This window comes from Pseudomonas spelaei (assembly GCF_009724245.1).
GTDB classification, from domain to species: domain Bacteria; phylum Pseudomonadota; class Gammaproteobacteria; order Pseudomonadales; family Pseudomonadaceae; genus Aquipseudomonas; species Aquipseudomonas spelaei.
Genome location: NZ_WNNK01000009.1, coordinates 201,180 through 218,193 on the forward strand (window position 1 = coordinate 201,180; position 17,014 = coordinate 218,193).

The window sequence follows — 17,014 nt, forward strand, 5'->3', positions numbered from 1 at the left end:
AAAAGGTCAACGGACGAAACAGGACATACGCCACACACCTTGGGAATCAACCCTACAGCTTTTCCCTACACCCGAAACGCGCCGATCAGTTGCTTCAACTCAACAACCTGCTGTGACAATTGCCGACTGGCCTCTTCAGTCTGATGCGCACCCTGCGCGGCATGCTCTCCTGCACGATTGATCGCCACAATGTTCTGGTCGATGTCATGGGCCACGGCAGTCTGCTGCTCCACGGCTGCCGCAATTTGCTGGTTCTGATCGACGATCATGCCCACAGCTCCGAGGATATTTTCCAAGGCCTGCTGGACCTTTTCCGACTGCCCGACCGTGCCATTCGCCATTTGATGGCTGCTACCCATGGCTTTCACCGCCGCGCCAACACCGCTGTGCAGCTTGGCGATCATCTGCTCGATTTCTTCGGTGGAATGCTGCGTGCGTCGGGCCAGGGTGCGCACTTCGTCGGCGACTACGGCAAATCCGCGGCCCTGCTCGCCCGCCCGGGCCGCCTCGATGGCCGCATTGAGCGCCAGTAGGTTGGTTTGTTCAGCGATGCTCTTGATCACTTCCAAGACGCGGCTGATGGACTGGCTGTCGAGGGCCAATTGGTTAATCACCCGTACCGACTGATCAATTTCCGACGCCAGCAACGCAATGCTGCCCTGTTGGGATTGCACCAGGCCACGGCCGCTGACGGTTTCATCATTAACGCTGTGGGCGCTGCTGACGGCAGCGGCTGCGCTGCGCGCCACTTCCTGGGCGGTGGCTGACATCTGGTTCATGGCCGTGGCCACCTGTTCGATCTGGCCGCGTTGGTCCGATACCGCCTGATGGCTGCGGGCCGAGACCGACTCCACTTGGCCAGCCTGGCGCTCTACCTCACTGACGGTGCGCCCTACTCGCTCGATCAGGTCATGAATTTTCGCCACCGTGCCGTTGAAGACCTGGCCCAGGTCGCCCAATTCGTCACGGCTGTGGGCCTTGATACTGACAGTCATATCACCGGCCGCGACCTTGTCCATCATCGCGCCCAGGCGCCGCAGAGTGGTACGGGTGGAGGCGTAGAAACCTCCATACAAATAGAAGATCAGCAAAAATACGGTGGCCAGGGCCGTGACCAGTACCACCATGTGCGTGCGATTCTGCGACAGACGCTGCTGCAACTGCTGCTCAAGGAAGGTCAACGTTGCCTCATCCAACTGATAGGTCTTGGCCATCAGGCCACTGACCTCGTCGTAAAAACCCTGCCACGGCGCGTCCAGGGTTTCGGCCATCACCACGTGTTCTTCGAACAACTCGCTGCCCTGCTTGAGGCTGGCCTTGCTGGCATCAGTCAGGGTATCCAGCGCGGCATGGGCGGCCTTGCTGGAGCCCAACGCGTCCTGCAATTTCAGGCCATATTCAGCCTGTAGTTTTTCCAACTGCTGTAGCAATTCATCAAACCGAGTGCTGGAAGCGGAATTGAGAAAACCCTGGCCAAGGGAATAAGCGCCCATCGCCCGGCCTTCGCCCAAGGCCTGGGTGACTTGCGGGGTGCTGCTGGTGATCAACTCGCTCAACTGACGCAGATCACTTTGCGGGTCGCGGCTCAAACCCGATTGGCTGGCGATGATCTGGCTGAGTATTTGAGCCTTATTGAGCAGCTTACCGATCAGCGCACTTTTGCTGAGCAGCGAGGATTCGTTTTGTTGCGCCTTGAAGGCGGCGATCATTTCGTCGCGCTTACCTTCAAACACCTCGACCTGTTCCGGGTCGGTGACCATTGCCTGAAAACCTTGCAGACGCTCCAGCAAACTCTGCTCCAGGGCGCTGATCTTGCCTTCAAGATCACCGGCCTTACCCGATTGCCCCAAGGTCGCATTGATCTGTACCTGGTTGTTCAGGGTTTCCAGATCACGCCGCAGGATCAAGCTGCTGTCCAACAGATCCAGGCTTTGCAGCTCGGTTTGCGTGCCCTGGAATTCACGCCAGGAATCGCGCACCAGGTAGTAGTTGGTCACTAGCATCGGCAGGAGAAACAGCACGCTGATCAAGCTGAACTTCATGCCGAAACTCAGACGATTCATCAACGCAATAGCGGGATAGAGCAAGCTCTTCACAGGTGGACTCCCTTTTCTTTTATTTTTATTGAGCGCAGGAGGTAAGGCAGATAGCCAGTATTTGGCGCTCTGTCTGTATAGCTCAATTCGAAAAGGAGTTTTGTAACTTAAGGTTAACGGTAGAAGCCGGGCTCCTACCGTTATTTCATCAAGGCAGGACGGTCCAGATGGCAAACCCGGCGTACCACAGCACGGCAGCCCGCAGCAGCAGTTCCCAGATACGATCCAGGCTGTTGATGCCATCGGCCCCCACCACCGGCGGCGGGATTTCACCGGCCACCAGGCCAACCTTTTCCACCAGTTGTGCAGCGCTGATGTCCCAACTGAGCAGTTCGTGGAGCATCACGCGGCTGACCCCGACAAAGTTGCCCACCAAGGCAAAACTCGCTGCCAGCAAGCGCACCGGCAACCAATCGAAGGCATGGCGCAGTTGCGTCGCACGCTCCACCACCAACGGGTTCTTGCCATGCTCACTGGCCAGCGCCAGCAGGCGGTAAGCCAGCGCGGCCACGGGGCCCAGCAGGAAATACCAGAAAATCACCGCGAAGAAGCTTTGATAGGCCTGCCACAACAAGTGGCCCTGGACCCGCTCCAGCAGTTGTTCGCCGCTGTCGGCACCGATGTTCAGGTCGCGTTCGGCCACATGCTCGGCGGCTTGCAGGTCGCCACGACGCCAGGCATCACGAAACGGGCCGAGTCCGGCCAATAGATCGCCACGCCCCAGGGCATAAATCACCACCAGCAGATGCACCGGCAACGCCAGCAAGCCATAGGCCACAGGTTCCAGTACGAGTAACAACAGCCCCAACAGCGCGACGGGCAACAGCACCAACAACACCAGGATCAACCAGGGCTGCTTGCCCATTCGTTCACTGGACTCGAGCTTGGCCAGCTCACGCAACCAGGCGCCGTCACGCTGCACTCGATGGCGCAAGGCCGAAAACTTCTCGACCCATACCGCCAACACCAACACCAGAAAACTCATTGTGCCTGTCCTCCATCCTGCAAGGCGTCGCGAAAGCGCACCCAATCAAAAGCCGGTCCGGGATCCGTCTTGCGTCCCGGGGCGATGTCACTGTGGCCACAAATGCGCTGGCGAGTAATGTCCTTATAAGCGGCCAACAACTGACGGGTCAGCTCGGTCAAGGACTGATACTGGGCATCAGTAAAGGGCAAGTCATCCGTGCCTTCCAGTTCGATTCCCAAGGAAAAATCATTGCAGACCTCACGCCCTTCGAAACTCGATACCCCTGCGTGCCAGGCCCGATCCAGGCAGGAAACAAATTGCGTCACAACGCCATCACGCTCAATCAGGAAATGCGCAGAGACCCGTAGGTTGGCAATACCTTCAAAGTAGGGATGTTCCGTGACGTCCAGGCGATTCTGGAAGAACTCCTGCACCTTGCCGGTGGCGAACTGCGCTGGGGGCAGACTGATGTTATGCACCACCAACAGAGAAATCTCGCCGCCGGGGCGCTCATTGAAGTTAGGCGATGGGCAATGACGAATGCCCTGGCACCAACCACTGGCGGGGTCCAACTGCATACCGGTTCCTTGAGCGAGGCTGAGATGCCCCAGTATGCCGCGTTCAGCCCGTTGGTTGCGATCACTTGGCGTGATTGAGTTGGCGCAGGTTACCAATCACAGACGCCAGCGCCCGGTCGAACAGCAGTGCATCATCCAGGGTCCGAACCCCGCCGCGCTTGAACTCCAGCGCCAGCTCGCTGCCAGTTTTCTCCAGCACCTTGAGGCCCGTACGGTTGACGAAAATATAACTATTGGCCGGCGGGATGATCGCCGTCAGCTTGCAACGCAGGGTATTTTCTTCATCTTCCTGGAACTCAACCCAGCAACCGACCCGCAGTTGAAGGACCTTGAGCACGTCCGGATCATCGTCTGGCAAGCTCACACTCTCGGTGGGGGCAGCAGGACTGAGTACGAACGCCTCACGCACCTCGATCAAGGCACCGACCTTCGACAGCGACGGCCGGCCACCTGCATTACCCTGGAACGGCTGAACATGCAGGGCTTGCAGCTGGATGAAAAACTCACGGGTGATAAATGGATCAAAGGCAGCATCGCTCAACCCCTCGCGCAAAGCCTTGAGCAAGCCAGGCAACTGTTCCAGCAAATGCCTCCCGGCTTCGGTGCCCTCGCTCAGGCCGACGCTCCAGATCAAATCGTCCATGGTCTGCAAACGGCTCTGCCATTGCGCTGATTGCTCGCCGTGCTTGAGACAGGCCAGCAACAGCACCTGGCTCCAGGCTTGCTGCAGAAACTGCACGACCACTTCGGGCAGGACTTTGCCCAATAACCTCAGATTGAGCGTGTCAGCCACGCGCTGACGGGCAATTTCGGTCCGCGCTCGCCCTTCTTCCGCGTCGCGGGTGCGCTGCTCAAGCAACTCGCAGCGGCGCCGCTCGTCGTTGGTAAAAACGCTGAACTCCGCCAGCAGTTGGGAGAAAATCGCCGGATCGTCGACAAAGTCGTTCAGTAGGCGCTGCACGACCTGTTCAATGCGCAGGTACAGGCTATCGCGCTGGTAATCATCACACTTGCCCCAGCCCATGGCGGCCGAAGCAATTTCATTGAGCAGGCGTCGCGCTGGATGACTACCACGGCTGAAGAAACTCTTGTCCAGCACCGCCACTTTCAGCATGGGGATCTGCAAGCGGGCGATCAACGCCTTGAGGGAATCCGGCAAGGAACGATCGTCAAGGATGAACTCAAATAACATGGCGATCAGGTTGATCACGTCCTCGTCGGCGTCGTCGACCACCCGCGACCTGCCACTCTTGACGCTGACTCGGGTCAGCAGTTGTTCAAGTTGGTTGCGCAGGTCGAAATCGTCCTCGACCTCGGGCTCTGGAACGTATTGCTGCAAGTGGGAGAGCAGGCGCAACAAGTCACGGGTAGAAATCGGTTGGGTCTGGGCGCTGGCTTCAAGGGTGGGACAAACACTGCCACGCACGGCGAACAGCAGCTTTTGCAAGGCGGCAAAGGCAACCAGTGAGCCTTCGTCAGCTTGATAATCAGCAGGGTGCCCGGTGTCTGCTGGCGGGCGGGCCCGAACGTCTCGCGCATCAGGACGCCGGGACGGAACAGCCTTGAGCTCGGGCAAGACGCCGGTGGCAATCAGCAGTTGATTGGCTTCGCCATACAACTGGTCGGCGTCACTGAGGACGTACTTCTCAAACAGTTTGAGGATGATCAGCTTGACCCGGATCTCCATCCCCAGGCTGCGGCCGGCCTGCAGGAAGAACTCACAGAGCATCGCCGGGCCGAGAGGGTTTTCCCGGTCATCCAGGCGCTTGCCGAGCAACTCGCCCAAGCGTGCAGTCAGTTGCCCCAGGGCCAAACCATCTCGATGCTGCACCTTGCCAAGCATGGCTTCCAGGGCCACGCCTTTTTCCAGCTCGTCACTGGACGCGCCAGGCAATGCCTCGTAGGAAACCACCGGTAGCAACTGCTGCTCACCACATCCCATCTGGCCGACGTTGGCGAAGGCCTCAAATAACTGCTCTATAAAGCCACGCTCGAAGTTCTTGCGCTTGAGGCGCAAGTCACGCATGGCTTCGAAGAAGATGTTGTGGTCGACACTGTTACGGGCTTTGTCGGCCATTTCAAACAAGGTGTCGTCGGCATTGTCGAACAGCTCCTGCAACCCCTGCTTGAGCTGTTGGGCCGCCTTGTCCCGGACCTGAAGCAGAATCACTGGCAGGCGGGCGAGCGGCGACGGCATCGCCTGTGCCTTATTGATCGGCACCACCTTCCCGTCATTGTGCATCCTGGCTCTCCTGAAACAGCGATGTTCGGTTTTGTGAAAAATCGGAGCAGCCCTGGGCGAAACATTCATGGGAGCGACGATTATCGGGGCATCACCGAGACGTCAAAGCTATGACGCCAATTGCAAGGCGCGAGATTATCTTGCAAATAGGGGCAATTGCGCCAGCAAACTCTGTAGCGGCTTTGTAAAAGGACACTCGATCCTGCATTGGCAGCGCTTCGCGCCTTGGGTTGCGGCGCGCCCTGCCCCTATAATCGAGGCACTTTGTTAGTGGAGCCCGATATGCCGAATCTACGTCTCGCCGACCTGACCGCCGAAATCGAAGCCAACGTACGTCGCGCGTTGCTGGAAGACATCGGCAGCGGCGACATCACTGCACAACTGATCCCTGCCGAACGGCTGGCCAAAGCCACCATCATTACCCGCGATGCCGCTGTGATCAGTGGTACGGCTTGGGTAGATGCGGTGTTTCGTCAACTGGACCCTCGGGTCGCCGTGCACTGGCAGGTGCGCGACGGTGAGCGCGTGAGCCCCAATCAGGTGCTGTTTCATCTCGAAGGCCCAGCGCGCTCACTGTTGAGTGGCGAACGCTGCGCGTTGAACTTTCTGCAGTTGCTGTCAGGCGTTGCGACCCGGGCCCAATACCTGGCGGACTTTGTCGCCAGCACCCAAGCCAAGCTGCTGGATACCCGCAAGACCCTGCCGGGCCTGCGGCTCGCACAAAAGTACGCAGTGACCTGCGGCGGTTGCCATAACCATCGCATCGGTTTGTATGACGCCTTCCTGATCAAGGAAAACCATATCGCGGCCTGCGGCGGCATTGCCCAAGCCATTACCGCCGCCCACAAGATCGCCCCGGGAAAGCCGGTGGAGATCGAAGTGGAAAGTCTGGAGGAGTTGCGCGAAGCACTCGCGGCAGGGGCCGATATCATCATGCTCGATGAGTTGAGCCTGGATGACATGCGCGAAGCCGTGCGCCTGAATGGCGGCAAAGCCAAGCTGGAAGCCAGCGGTGGAATTAACGAAAGTACCCTGCTGCCTATCGCCGAAACCGGGGTGGACTACATCTCCATCGGGGCGATGACCAAGGATGTGAAAGCGGTGGATTTGTCGATGCGCCTCAGTATCTGAGGGAGGGTGCAGGAGCGAGTACGCTCGCTCCTGCAGTTGCCCGGTCAAATCGCGAGGTTATTCATCCCGCAGTACTCGTTCCAGTCGACGCCAAGCACCTCGGCGGCCTCTTTGTGCAAGGCCAGGCGTGCTACCTCGTACTCCTCTGGGGTGGATGTGTACTTGAGGGTCAGTTCCCACGGCTGGAGCCCCTGAGAGTCAGCCTCATCCTCAAATGCCCACTGGATCTGGTCCCTTTGATCGTCGGCGCTGAGGTCCTTGATCTCGTCCAGGAGTTCCGGCGACTCCGAGACATACTTTTTGAGGGCCGCTTCGTGCCGAGCTTCCTGGGTCATTTCTTGTTTGGTCATGTCGTTCTCTTTGATCTGGGAATGGGGATGCATCTGGGTCATCAAGGTCGCGCAGATACAAAAGAACAGGCATGAATACCGGTTCGTCTGGCCTTCAGAACCATTCTGGGATCATCTGAAAACTGTGTTGCCTTTGTGCCCGAGACAGGAATCGAACCTGCGACCTTCGCGTTACGAGTGCGCTGCTCTACCGGCTGAGCTACACGGGCGGTGGGCTAAAGCTAGCACTGCCTTGGGCGTCCGGCAACTCACTGCTTTTCAAGGGCAATGACCCCCTGGGTCCAGAAGCGTGGCTGCAGGAATACTTTGCTGCTACCGACATAGTGACGCTGACGCTCGCCGAGGTGAGGTACGTCGCGAATAGCCACAAATATCAACACACCGACCGCCAGGATGCTCGTCGCCGTCCACGCCCAACGCAGCAATGGTCGCGAGGCGCTTGAGGGGGCCTTCCACACATGCAGGGCCATCAGCCAACCCACCACCAGCGCCAACCATAATTGCGAGTTAGGCATCACGATTACACCATCCACCATGGCCTGGGTCATTGCCCCCACCAGTGCGGCGAACAGGCACAGGCGCAGCAAGTCGACAGCCGCCATGGACAGGACACGTTCACGCAGCACGCCCAAGGTTGCCCAACCCGCCCGCGTCGCCAGTACCACTACACACAAGGCCGACGGGACGCCCCATTCACAGGCCCATTGCAAAATCGCCTGGTGTGGATGGGCTGCGATATCGTTGGCGATATCAGCAAAATGCATTGGCCCAAAGCCCAGCCAAGGCCGCTCACGAATCATGTCCCAGGCCTGCCACCAGATCAGCCCACGCCCTGAAAGAGAGGTGGTCAAGCGATCACTGGCTGCCTGGGCCAACTCAAGCCCCAGGTACCCTGCCAACACCATGAACAACAGCCAATACAACACCAGGCCGCAGAGCAGTGCCGCCAGTTGCCAGCCCAGCCAGCGACGACCTGATGGTCCCAGGAAAACCAGAAACAAACCGGCGACGCCCATGCCGAGCCATGTGCCGCGCGTCCCACCAGCGATTGCAATCAGCCACCAGACACACAGCAAGGCGAATACCAACCCACGCACTGTGCGCTTGCTCGTGGGAAGCAGGAGTGGAAGCGCCAACAGGGGCAAAGTGAATGTCTGGAACTGACCGTAGAAGCGCTTGTTGGAGAAGCCTGACAGCAGCAGGTCAGTGTTCAATACCGACTCACCGCTGGTAAAGGCAAGCACGCCGGCGTGCAGATACTGAATACTTTTGATCAGGCACAGCAGTATCACGCACAGGATCAAGGCCTGATCCACGGACTCGCCGCCGTTACGCCTGAGCAAGGCAAAGGCAAACGCAATGGCACCACAGGTGATGAACAGCGCCAGCTCGGTCAACGCCCATACGGGCTGATGGGCCAGCGACGAAGAGAGCAGGCCCCACAGGATAATCACTGCCAACCCTATGGTGGTTGGCCTGTCGACAAGCGGCGTGGTGCACACACCCGATGAAACCGATAGCCCATAGATCACCGCACACACACCCACGGCAATCTGGACCGTACGCTGCCAGTCGTGGTTGCTGAAAGGTGCACAAATCCCCAATGCCAACAGACAGACTGCCACCACCAGGAATATGCGTCCTCGCTGCTGTACAGATAACGCCATAGGTGACTTCAACTTCCGTGTGGGTCATAGGTATAGAGCTTGACCGGATGCAGCTCAGTTAAGCAAACCTGGGGCGAACCCGCCCCCGGAAGAACCTGCTCATGCCCCGCCAGCAGCACAACCTTTCGCGACGTACTGTTCTTCAGCGTTGGTCGCGCAGCTCCAGCCGCTGGTAGCACTGCGGGTCAGAGTAATGGTCTTGCCCAACACCGGCGCAGGGGCGTCGAGGATTTCACAGGTAATCGTACCCGCGCCTGTAGCGACATCGCCGGTCGCATCGATCTTGCAGTTGGCGGTCGGGCTGGTCCCGCCGATCAAGGCGACGGTTGGCACAGTGCCCTGGTTGAGCGTGTCTTCAAACCCGGCCTTCAACGCGGAAACTTCTGCCAGCCCTGCCGTAAACTTGGCTTTGGCCTGGTGCTTGGTATAGATGGGCAGGCCGATAGTGGCCAAAATGCCGATGATCGCCACGACGATCAACAATTCAATCAAGGTAAAGCCTTTCTGACGTATCACGCTCACTCTCCAGAATAAGACGGGGCTCAGCCCCCCACAGCAAGGCGCGTCCTGCGCCCTGTCCTCAGCAACCGCGCCAGTGTACTCACCCCGACTGGCTCAATCCTGTACAAGTCGCACAATCTGACATTTTTTCGTTCGTCTCTGTCCTTTCCGACGCCTTCCCCTGACTAAGCTCTAAATCTTCAACTGGCCGTGTACGGTACTGCGAAATGAACAATATGCTCTTGAGTGTTGCAGCCCACGATGAGGCCATGGGATGACCGCCGCTTCAGTGATCTATGCCTGGGAAGGCACCAACCGCAAAGGTCGCAAGGTGTCCGGAGAAACACGCGGGCACACACCGGCGCTGATCAAGGTCCAGTTGCGCCAGCAGGGGATAACCCCTGGTCGGGTATGGAAAAAGTCCCGCACCTTGTCGAGCTTGCGCCGACCAGTCAAGCCGGGCGATATCGCCTTGTTCACCCGCCAGCTGGCGACCCTCCTGAAGGCTGGAATCCCCTTGCTGCAAGCGTTCGACATCATCACTGAGGGCTTTGACAACCGACACATGCAAGCACTGGTACAGAGCTTGAAGCAGGAGATCGCGGCAGGCAGCAGCCTGGCCGCAGCCCTACAGAAACAACCGCACTACTTCGACGACTTGTACTGCCACCTGATCGCAGCAGGCGAACAGGCCGGCGCACTCGAAACGCTGTTGGAGCGCGTGGCCATTCACCTTGAAAAGAGTGAACGGCTCAAAACCAGGATCAAGAAAGCCATGACCTATCCACTGGCGGTGCTGATGGTTGCCGCCATCGTCAGCGCAATCCTGCTGATTCACGTTGTGCCGCAGTTCCAGGGATTATTTGCCGGGGTCGATGCAGAACTTCCAGGATTTACCTTGATGGTCATCGCCCTGTCGGCCTTCATACAGCAAGCGTGGTGGGCGTTGGTCATAGGTCTGGGCGCCTTTGCTCTAGGGCTGCGCGAGGCTTACCGACGCTCACCGGGTTTTCGTCATCAGATCGATACGGGTTTGTTGAAAATCCCGCTGGCAGGCACACTCCTGAAAAAGTCGGCTGTCGCCCGCTATGCCCGCACGCTCTCGACCACTTTCGCAGCTGGGGTGCCGTTGGTTCAGGCGCTGGATTCGGTGGCCGGTGCTGCCGGCAATGGGCTTTTCAAACAGGCGATCAATCGTATGCGTCAGGACATATCAACAGGCATGCAACTGAATCAAACCATGGCCTTCAGCGGCCTCTTTCCGGGCATGGCCATTCAGATGACCGCAATTGGCGAAGAGTCGGGCACCCTGGACAGCATGCTGGAAAAGGTCGCCAGCCACTATGAAGCGGACGTCGACAATCAGGTCGATAACCTCACCAGCCTGATGGAGCCACTGATCATGGTGATACTTGGGGGCATTGTCGGGGCACTGGTGGTCGCCATGTACCTGCCGATCTTCCAGCTCGGTGCAGCGTTTTGAGCCTGTCATTGAGCGAAGTGTTGCTCAATCAGCCATGGCTGTTCGTATGGGGGGCGCTACTGCTTGGCCTGATTGTCGGCAGTTTTCTCAATGTCCTGATATGGCGCCTGCCAAAAATACTGGCGAGGGAATGGCGCGCCCAGGCCCATGACATCCTCGGACTCCCTGCGGAGCCGAAAGGCCCGACCTACAACCTGCTGCTGCCTCACTCTTGCTGCCCTCACTGCGCGCAGCCGATTCGACCATGGGAAAACATCCCACTGCTCAGTTACCTGCTGCTCAAGGGACGCTGCTCCCATTGCCATGAGCCCATCAGCCTGCGCTACCCACTTACCGAGCTGGCGTGCGGACTGCTCAGCGCATACGTCGCCTGGCATTTCGGCTTTGGCTGGCAGGCCGGCTGGGTCATGTTATTGAGTTGGGGCCTGTTGGCGATGAGCCTGATCGATGTCGATCACCAGTTGTTGCCGGATGTACTGGTTCTGCCCTTGCTCTGGCTGGGGCTGATCCTCAATCAGTTTGGCCTGTTCGTCACACCGGCGGATGCGTTCTGGGGCGCGGTCGCGGGCTATTTGAGCTTGTGGTCGGTGTTCTGGCTGTTCAAGCTGATTACCGGCAAGGACGGCATGGGATACGGCGACTTCAAGCTGCTGGCGATGCTCGGCGCCTGGGGCGGCTGGCAAATTCTGCCAATGACCCTGTTGCTGTCCTCATTGGTGGGAGCGATATCGGGGCTGGTGCTTTTGCGTGTGCGTAACGCCCAGACGTCGATGCCCATGCCTTTTGGACCCTATCTGGCGATTGCCGGCTGGATTGCATTGCTCTGGGGTGGTCAAATAACCGACTTCTATTTGCAGTCTGTCGGTTTCAAATGATGACTTGTGTCTCAACACCCTGGATTCTTGGCCTCACCGGCGGCATCGGCAGTGGCAAAAGTGCAGCGGCCCAACACTTTATCGACCTTGGCGTCGACCTGGTGGACGCCGACCACGCGGCTCGCTGGGTGGTTGAACCGGGCCGCCCGGCATTGGCAAGTATTGCCGAGCATTTCGGTGCCGGAGTGCTGTTGCCCGATGGCCAGCTGGACCGCGCCGCGTTGCGCAAACTGATCTTCGAAGTCCCCGAGGAGCGCCGCTGGCTCGAGGCTCTGCTGCACCCGTTGATCGCCGAGGAAATCCGCAGTCACCTGGCCCGGGCTCAATCGCCCTACGCGATCCTCGTGTCACCGTTGCTGATCGAGTCCGGCCAATACACCATGACCCAGCGCATCCTGGTGATCGACGTGCCTCAGTCGCTGCAGATTCAGCGTACCCTGCAGCGCGACGGCATCAGTGAAGAGCAGGTGCAGGCAATCCTCAAGGCCCAGGCCACCCGAGAAGATCGCTTGCGCCAGGCCGACGATGTGCTGGTCAATGACCAAGACCTCACCTGGTTGCACGGCGAGGTCGAGCGACTGCACCACTTTTACCTTACTTTGTGTGGAGGCCGATCATGAGCCAACCTTTGACCGTTGAATGCCCAACCTGCGGCGCACCCGTGGAATGGAGCGCAACCAATCCCAACCGGCCATTCTGTTCGGACCGTTGCAAATTGATCGATCTGGGCGCCTGGGCGTCGGAAGAACACAAGATCCCGGTCAGTCCGGACGCCGAGGACGAGCTGTTCTCCGAAGAGTTTCAACCAAAGCATTAAGGGCGCATAAAACCGTAGTCCTGCTGGTCGTCGAGGTTCTCCGCGAGAAATTGCAACTCGTCGGCCAAGTCTTCAACACTGCGCACGCCCTTGCTCTGCTGCACCACCGCACTGAGCAGGGCGCGCAGGCTCAGGCCCGGATCAAAGCCGATTTCCTGCGCCGCCTCCTGACTTCTGCGCATTTCCTGCCTTGCCCATTCGTACACACTCATGACCTGTGCTCCTGGAGATTTCCCAGAGCATGGGCCCCCTTGGCCGTGCGGGACTTGACCTGAATCAAGGCCGCGAATCGTCGTCCTTCCAGGGCGCCGAAAGGTAGCGGGTGCGGTTGAACGTTTCCAGCCACTCCGGGCAAAACACCACCAGCGCACTGATGACCATGCCGTTGATGAAGGCTTCGGGAAAGATGATCAGCCACAAGTATCCAACGAAATCCTCCAGCCACTCCGGCATCACGAAACGGCCGTCGAACCACAGCAACCCCAGTCCCGCCAGCAGGCACAGGAATGCCGACAGTGCCGCCGCAAAAAAACCTGAGCAGAAGATATACACGAAGGGGTTACGCGGTTGTGCCCGCTCCACCAGCAGTGCGCAGACTTCAGTGATCAGCACCGGCAGCAGGACCAGAAGCATGCCGTTGACACCCACCGCCGCCAAGTCCTGACGACCTAGCAACACCAGACCAAGTTGAGCAACCAGCCCCCCGACAATTGCCAGAGGCCAGTCGAGCAGGAGGGTCACGGCGGTCATGCCGATAAAGTGATAGGACACACCCGTATCGAAATCCCGGCGCACCAACCACAACATGAACAGCGCGAACACCGTACCAAACAGCAAATGCTGACGCCGTCGGTCAGCAAACAGCTCAACCCAGGGCGAACGCAAGATTGCCCACATCGCCACCGGGGCGTAGAGCAGCCAGCCGATGCTGAGGGTTTCCGGCGCCAGCACCGCCGCGCTGATCACGGCTGCACCTGCTCCAGGGCTTGGCGCAGTTGCGTCACAGAGTCATATTCATGACGAGCTACCAGCTTACCGTTGTCCAGTTGCAGCCATAGAACGTTATCCACAGGTGCTGAATAACGCGGGGCGATCCGGGCATCACGGTCGAGCATCACTCGGTAGTTGTAAGCCTGCATGGCCGGTACGGCGAATAGCTTGGCGACCAGCCGGGGCATGCGCTGGATATCGGCGACAAATACCGCATGCCGCGCTTCCAGATAGCCTTTGGGCTGGCCTTGTAGCGCAACGTCCACCCGCTTGGCGGCATCCATGCTGCGTGCAACCAGCAAGATTTTCGCCTGACCGTCCAGGGTGTAGGCCTGATCGAATTGATCCAGCAAGGTCCAGGGAGCCACCGGCTCACCCACCTCGATCGCCTGGGCCCACAGGGGTAAAAGGCTCAAAAACAGCACTGCAAAGAACTTCACCACACACTCCTCGTGCCAGGGGTACTTGTCGAATGGCCAGTCTACACCGACCTCCCGGCGACTCCAGTGACCCACAACCACACCAGGACTTCCTGCGGTCATCATTTGGGCGCTAAGCTGGAACCATGGATGACTCTGATTATTTGCGCCTGCTCACCATAGCGGCCGAACAAGCCAACGCGTTCCTGTCCAATGCCCGCAAATGGGAGCGTGAGCGTTGGGTCTGCCAGCGCCTGCTGCAAGGCTTGAATGTGCCCTATCGCGCCGAAGAATTTCACGCCGCCGGGCAAGAGCCTCCGGACGTGTTGTTTCGCGACGCCAGCTTCGAGGTTTTTTTCGTGCTGGATGAAGGCCGACGCTTGAATGACGAATGGCGCGACGAGCTGCTGCGCCGCCGTAGCGCCTTTTCCCTGAGCCAATTAGTGCGACGCGAAGCCAAGCCCAAGCGCATTCCCGCCCATGAGTTCCTTCTGCGTCTGGCGCCGACCCTGCGCAAGAAAGCCCACAACTACAAAGAACGCGGGATGGACCTTGGCGAGTTGGACATCATTGCTTTCGCCAGCCTCAAGCGTGAAGTACTGGACCTCAATAGTCACTTCCCACCGCCCACCGAATACCTGCGCCAGGGATGGCGCTCGCTGTCGCTGGTGGGCCCGACCTTTGCCAGGGTGCTGTTCGCCCACCCTGACGCTCCAGACTTTCTGCGCAACAACCTGGGGCGCAGCATTGTCTTTGATGTCGGCATCAGCCTCTAAAGGTCGACCGCCGGCATGGCGAAATCCCGGATCGGGTGATACAAAGAGCAATCAATATTTGCCTGTCGACGGCCTGTGACTGAAGGCTGTGCGGTTCAGCGACTATGCTTCTGGCAATGCCGCAGAACGCGCAACTGTAACGTTCACTCCTTTCGCAACGTCTACCTGACGAGGCCTTTATGACCAGCCGCCTGAACCCCGACGACCAAAAACATGTCGAAGAGTACCTGCAACTGTCCCAGAATCGAGTTGAGCGCAGGCCTTTCCGGCCGTGGTTGCTCCTTGGTGTGGTACTGGTGGCCGTGATCGGGATGGGCCTGCTGAGCCGACTTTTGAGTTACCTGACGCTATGAGCTGCCTTGCGCTCGCTCGGGTAACTGCACTGATTTCTTTTAGCCTTGCGAGATATCCCCATGACCCATCGTATTATTATCGTCGGCGGCGGCGCCGGCGGCCTGGAGTTGGCTACCCGCCTGGGTAAGACTCTGGGCAAGCGCGGCACCGCCAGCATCACGCTGGTGGACGCCAACCTGACCCATATCTGGAAACCGTTGCTTCACGAAGTCGCCGCCGGTTCGCTGAACTCTTCAGAGGACGAACTCAATTATGTCGCCCAGGCGAAATGGAACCACTTCGAGTTCCAACTGGGGCGCATGAGCGGGCTCGACCGTGAACAGAAGAAGATCCAGTTGGCCGCGACCCTCGATGAGGAGGGCCGAGAGCTGGTTCCCGCACGCGTGCTGGGCTATGACAGTCTGGTCATCGCTGTCGGCAGCACCACCAATGACTTTGGCACCGAGGGTGCGGCGCAACACTGCCTGTTCCTCGACACCCGTAAACAAGCCGAACGCTTCCATCAGCAACTGCTCAACCACTATCTGCGCGCCCATGCCGGGCAGACGGATGCGGTGGAACAGATCAGCGTCGCCATCGTTGGCGCTGGTGCCACTGGCGTCGAACTCGCCGCCGAGCTGCATAACGCCGCTCATGAACTGGCGGCCTATGGCCTGGACCGGATCAAACCGGAAAACATGCACATCACCTTGATCGAAGCCGGCCCACGTGTGCTGCCCGCCCTGCCGGAGCGTATTGGTGGACCTGTGCATAAAACCCTGGAAATACTCGGGGTGACCGTGCTGACCAACTCGGCGGTCAGCCAAGTGACAGCTGACGCGCTGATCACCCGCAGCGGCCAGGTCATTCCAGCCAGCCTGAAGGTATGGGCGGCCGGGATTCGCGCGCCAGGCTTTCTCAAGGACATCGACGGCCTGGAAACCAACCGCATCAACCAGTTGCAGGTACTGCCAACACTGCAAACCACCCGCGACGAAAACATCTTCGCCTTTGGTGACTGCGCGGCCTGCCCGCAAGCGGGCACTGACCGCAACGTACCGCCACGGGCCCAGGCGGCTCACCAGCAAGCGTCGCTACTGGCCAAGTCGTTGAAGCTGCGGATCGAAGGCAAGGAACTGCCGACCTACAAGTACACCGATTACGGCTCATTGATTTCGCTGTCACGCTTTTCGGCGGTAGGTAACTTGATGGGCAACCTGACAGGCAGCGTGATGCTGGAAGGTTGGCTCGCGCGAATGTTCTATGTGTCGCTGTATCGCATGCACCAGATGGCGCTGTATGGTTTCTTCCGCACAATGATGTTGATGCTCGGAAGCAAGATCGGGCGCGGGACAGAGCCTAGACTCAAATTGCACTGACAACTGATTCATGTGGGAGCTGGCTTGCCAGCTCCCACAGTTGTTTTGTGGACGGCTCAAGATTTTTGCAGGCAAAAAAAATCCTCGTATCTTACGATACGAGGATTTTCAATATGGTCGGGGTAAGGGGATTCGAACTCCTGACATCCTGCTCCCAAAGCAGGCGCGCTACCGGACTGCGCTATACCCCGGTAAAAAAAAGGCGACCTTTCAGTCGCCTTCTTCGATCAGGACTTTTGGCCTCTGATCTTAAGATTCGATTCCAGCGTTAACTGGTCTCAAAAATGGTGGGTCGTGTGGGATTCGAACCTACGACCAATTGGTTAAAAGCCAACTGATTTTAAGGTTTCTGAACCAAGGGCCGAACGCCTCAAAATCTACTCCATTTTCTATGCAGCCTCTAATGAATT

General features: G+C 58.6%; 18 protein-coding genes, 2 tRNA genes and 1 pseudogene. 8 read left to right on the forward strand and 13 right to left on the reverse strand.

Annotated features, from left to right (window positions below; translation table 11 throughout):
- Positions 1-65: 65 nt before the first annotated feature.
- From GNF76_RS29940 to GNF76_RS13125, 5 genes and pseudogenes are all read right to left on the reverse strand, one after another.
- Positions 66-779, reverse strand: coding sequence for a methyl-accepting chemotaxis protein (locus GNF76_RS29940; protein ID WP_379652630.1), 714 nt, complete (start codon positions 777-779; stop codon positions 66-68).
- Positions 780-923: 144 nt separating this feature from the next.
- Positions 924-2,339: pseudogene (locus tag GNF76_RS29945) on the reverse strand (HAMP domain-containing protein); the annotation flags it as partial.
- Positions 2,245-3,081 carry a regulatory signaling modulator protein AmpE gene (gene ampE, locus GNF76_RS13115; RefSeq protein ID WP_155583567.1) on the reverse strand — a complete coding sequence of 279 codons (837 nt, stop codon included), beginning with the start codon at positions 3,079-3,081 and terminating at the stop codon, positions 2,245-2,247. The gene ampE and the pseudogene GNF76_RS29945, both read right to left, overlap by 95 nt.
- The gene (ampD, locus tag GNF76_RS13120) at positions 3,078-3,641 is read right to left on the reverse strand and encodes a 1,6-anhydro-N-acetylmuramyl-L-alanine amidase AmpD (protein WP_155583568.1); all 564 of its coding nucleotides are present in this window, start codon (positions 3,639-3,641) and stop codon (positions 3,078-3,080) included. The genes ampE and ampD overlap by 4 nt, the downstream gene beginning before the upstream one ends.
- A gap of 61 nt (positions 3,642-3,702) precedes the next feature.
- The gene (locus GNF76_RS13125; protein ID WP_155583569.1) at positions 3,703-5,883 is read right to left on the reverse strand and encodes a DUF1631 domain-containing protein; all 2,181 of its coding nucleotides are present in this window, start codon (positions 5,881-5,883) and stop codon (positions 3,703-3,705) included.
- A 282-nt stretch (positions 5,884-6,165) separates the two neighbouring features.
- Here GNF76_RS13125 and nadC point away from each other — a divergent pair, with 282 nt between their 5' ends.
- Entirely contained in the window at positions 6,166-7,014 is an 849-nt protein-coding gene (gene nadC, locus GNF76_RS13130) for a carboxylating nicotinate-nucleotide diphosphorylase (protein WP_155583570.1), read from the forward strand.
- 44 nt (positions 7,015-7,058) lie between these two features.
- Here the strand turns inward: nadC and GNF76_RS13135 are convergent, their stop codons facing one another.
- From GNF76_RS13135 to GNF76_RS13150, 4 genes are all read right to left on the reverse strand, one after another.
- Entirely contained in the window at positions 7,059-7,364 is a 306-nt protein-coding gene (locus tag GNF76_RS13135; RefSeq protein ID WP_155583571.1) for a DUF6388 family protein, read from the reverse strand.
- Between the two features lie 136 nt (positions 7,365-7,500).
- Positions 7,501-7,573 (reverse strand) — tRNA-Thr (locus GNF76_RS13140).
- Positions 7,574-7,612: 39 nt separating this feature from the next.
- Positions 7,613-9,031 carry an O-antigen ligase family protein gene (locus GNF76_RS13145; RefSeq protein ID WP_155583572.1) on the reverse strand — a complete coding sequence of 473 codons (1,419 nt, stop codon included), beginning with the start codon at positions 9,029-9,031 and terminating at the stop codon, positions 7,613-7,615.
- A 99-nt stretch (positions 9,032-9,130) separates the two neighbouring features.
- On the reverse strand, positions 9,131-9,544 hold the full coding sequence (locus tag GNF76_RS13150; protein WP_178123324.1) for a pilin: 414 nt from the start codon (positions 9,542-9,544) through the stop codon (positions 9,131-9,133).
- Between the two features lie 262 nt (positions 9,545-9,806).
- Between GNF76_RS13150 and GNF76_RS13155 the strand changes: the two genes are divergently transcribed.
- From GNF76_RS13155 to yacG, 4 genes are read left to right on the forward strand one after another with little or no spacing between them, the layout of a single operon-like run.
- Positions 9,807-11,015 (forward strand): type II secretion system F family protein, encoded by a 1,209-nt coding sequence (locus tag GNF76_RS13155; RefSeq protein WP_155583574.1) that lies wholly within the window; start codon positions 9,807-9,809, stop codon positions 11,013-11,015.
- A complete protein-coding gene (locus GNF76_RS13160; protein ID WP_155583575.1) occupies positions 11,012-11,890 on the forward strand; it encodes a prepilin peptidase in 879 nt (292 codons plus the stop codon). The genes GNF76_RS13155 and GNF76_RS13160 overlap by 4 nt, the downstream gene beginning before the upstream one ends.
- Entirely contained in the window at positions 11,887-12,510 is a 624-nt protein-coding gene (gene coaE / locus GNF76_RS13165; protein WP_155583576.1) for a dephospho-CoA kinase, read from the forward strand. Before GNF76_RS13160 ends, coaE begins: the two co-directional genes overlap by 4 nt.
- Positions 12,507-12,707 carry a DNA gyrase inhibitor YacG gene (yacG, locus tag GNF76_RS13170; protein WP_155583577.1) on the forward strand — a complete coding sequence of 67 codons (201 nt, stop codon included), beginning with the start codon at positions 12,507-12,509 and terminating at the stop codon, positions 12,705-12,707. Before coaE ends, yacG begins: the two co-directional genes overlap by 4 nt.
- On the opposite strand, the gene GNF76_RS13175 is transcribed toward yacG, so the two are convergent.
- The 3 genes from GNF76_RS13175 to GNF76_RS13185 form a co-directional block, all read right to left on the reverse strand.
- The gene (locus tag GNF76_RS13175) at positions 12,704-12,919 is read right to left on the reverse strand and encodes a hypothetical protein (RefSeq protein ID WP_155583578.1); all 216 of its coding nucleotides are present in this window, start codon (positions 12,917-12,919) and stop codon (positions 12,704-12,706) included. The two genes, yacG and GNF76_RS13175, sit on opposite strands and share 4 nt — an antisense overlap.
- Positions 12,920-12,983: 64 nt before the next feature.
- Positions 12,984-13,673 carry an energy-coupling factor ABC transporter permease gene (locus GNF76_RS13180; protein ID WP_178123315.1) on the reverse strand — a complete coding sequence of 230 codons (690 nt, stop codon included), beginning with the start codon at positions 13,671-13,673 and terminating at the stop codon, positions 12,984-12,986.
- A complete protein-coding gene (locus GNF76_RS13185; RefSeq protein WP_178123316.1) occupies positions 13,670-14,137 on the reverse strand; it encodes an FAD/FMN-containing dehydrogenase in 468 nt (155 codons plus the stop codon). Before GNF76_RS13185 ends, GNF76_RS13180 begins: the two co-directional genes overlap by 4 nt.
- Positions 14,138-14,262: 125 nt before the next feature.
- Between GNF76_RS13185 and GNF76_RS13190 the strand changes: the two genes are divergently transcribed.
- The 3 genes from GNF76_RS13190 (at position 14,263) to GNF76_RS13200 (ending at position 16,604) form a co-directional block, all read left to right on the forward strand.
- The gene (locus GNF76_RS13190; RefSeq protein ID WP_154744567.1) at positions 14,263-14,892 is read left to right on the forward strand and encodes a DUF1780 domain-containing protein; all 630 of its coding nucleotides are present in this window, start codon (positions 14,263-14,265) and stop codon (positions 14,890-14,892) included.
- Between the two features lie 179 nt (positions 14,893-15,071).
- The gene (locus GNF76_RS13195) at positions 15,072-15,245 is read left to right on the forward strand and encodes a DUF3094 family protein (RefSeq protein ID WP_155583579.1); all 174 of its coding nucleotides are present in this window, start codon (positions 15,072-15,074) and stop codon (positions 15,243-15,245) included.
- Between the two features lie 60 nt (positions 15,246-15,305).
- Positions 15,306-16,604 (forward strand): NAD(P)/FAD-dependent oxidoreductase, encoded by a 1,299-nt coding sequence (locus GNF76_RS13200; protein WP_155583580.1) that lies wholly within the window; start codon positions 15,306-15,308, stop codon positions 16,602-16,604.
- A gap of 114 nt (positions 16,605-16,718) precedes the next feature.
- Here the strand turns inward: GNF76_RS13200 and GNF76_RS13205 are convergent.
- Positions 16,719-16,795 (reverse strand) — tRNA-Pro (locus tag GNF76_RS13205).
- Positions 16,796-17,014 lie beyond the last annotated feature (219 nt).

Excerpts from the sequence above, each read along its gene's own strand:
- GNF76_RS13195 (WP_155583579.1), top strand. The coding sequence starts at position 15,072 with ATGACCAGCCGCCTGAACCCCGACGACCAAAAACATGTCGAAGAGTAC.
- ampD (WP_155583568.1), bottom strand. The coding sequence starts at position 3,641 with ATGCAGTTGGACCCCGCCAGTGGTTGGTGCCAGGGCATTCGTCATTGC.
- GNF76_RS13155 (WP_155583574.1), top strand. The coding sequence starts at position 9,807 with ATGACCGCCGCTTCAGTGATCTATGCCTGGGAAGGCACCAACCGCAAA.
- GNF76_RS29940 (WP_379652630.1), bottom strand. The coding sequence starts at position 779 with ATGAACCAGATGTCAGCCACCGCCCAGGAAGTGGCGCGCAGCGCAGCC.
- GNF76_RS13145 (WP_155583572.1), bottom strand. The coding sequence starts at position 9,031 with ATGGCGTTATCTGTACAGCAGCGAGGACGCATATTCCTGGTGGTGGCA.
- GNF76_RS13175 (WP_155583578.1), bottom strand. The coding sequence starts at position 12,919 with ATGAGTGTGTACGAATGGGCAAGGCAGGAAATGCGCAGAAGTCAGGAG.
- nadC (WP_155583570.1), top strand. The coding sequence starts at position 6,166 with ATGCCGAATCTACGTCTCGCCGACCTGACCGCCGAAATCGAAGCCAAC.
- coaE (WP_155583576.1), top strand. The coding sequence starts at position 11,887 with ATGATGACTTGTGTCTCAACACCCTGGATTCTTGGCCTCACCGGCGGC.
- ampE (WP_155583567.1), bottom strand. The coding sequence starts at position 3,081 with ATGAGTTTTCTGGTGTTGGTGTTGGCGGTATGGGTCGAGAAGTTTTCG.
- GNF76_RS13135 (WP_155583571.1), bottom strand. The coding sequence starts at position 7,364 with ATGACCAAACAAGAAATGACCCAGGAAGCTCGGCACGAAGCGGCCCTC.
- GNF76_RS13200 (WP_155583580.1), top strand. The coding sequence starts at position 15,306 with ATGACCCATCGTATTATTATCGTCGGCGGCGGCGCCGGCGGCCTGGAG.
- GNF76_RS13190 (WP_154744567.1), top strand. The coding sequence starts at position 14,263 with ATGGATGACTCTGATTATTTGCGCCTGCTCACCATAGCGGCCGAACAA.
- yacG (WP_155583577.1), top strand. The coding sequence starts at position 12,507 with ATGAGCCAACCTTTGACCGTTGAATGCCCAACCTGCGGCGCACCCGTG.
- GNF76_RS13125 (WP_155583569.1), bottom strand. The coding sequence starts at position 5,883 with ATGCACAATGACGGGAAGGTGGTGCCGATCAATAAGGCACAGGCGATG.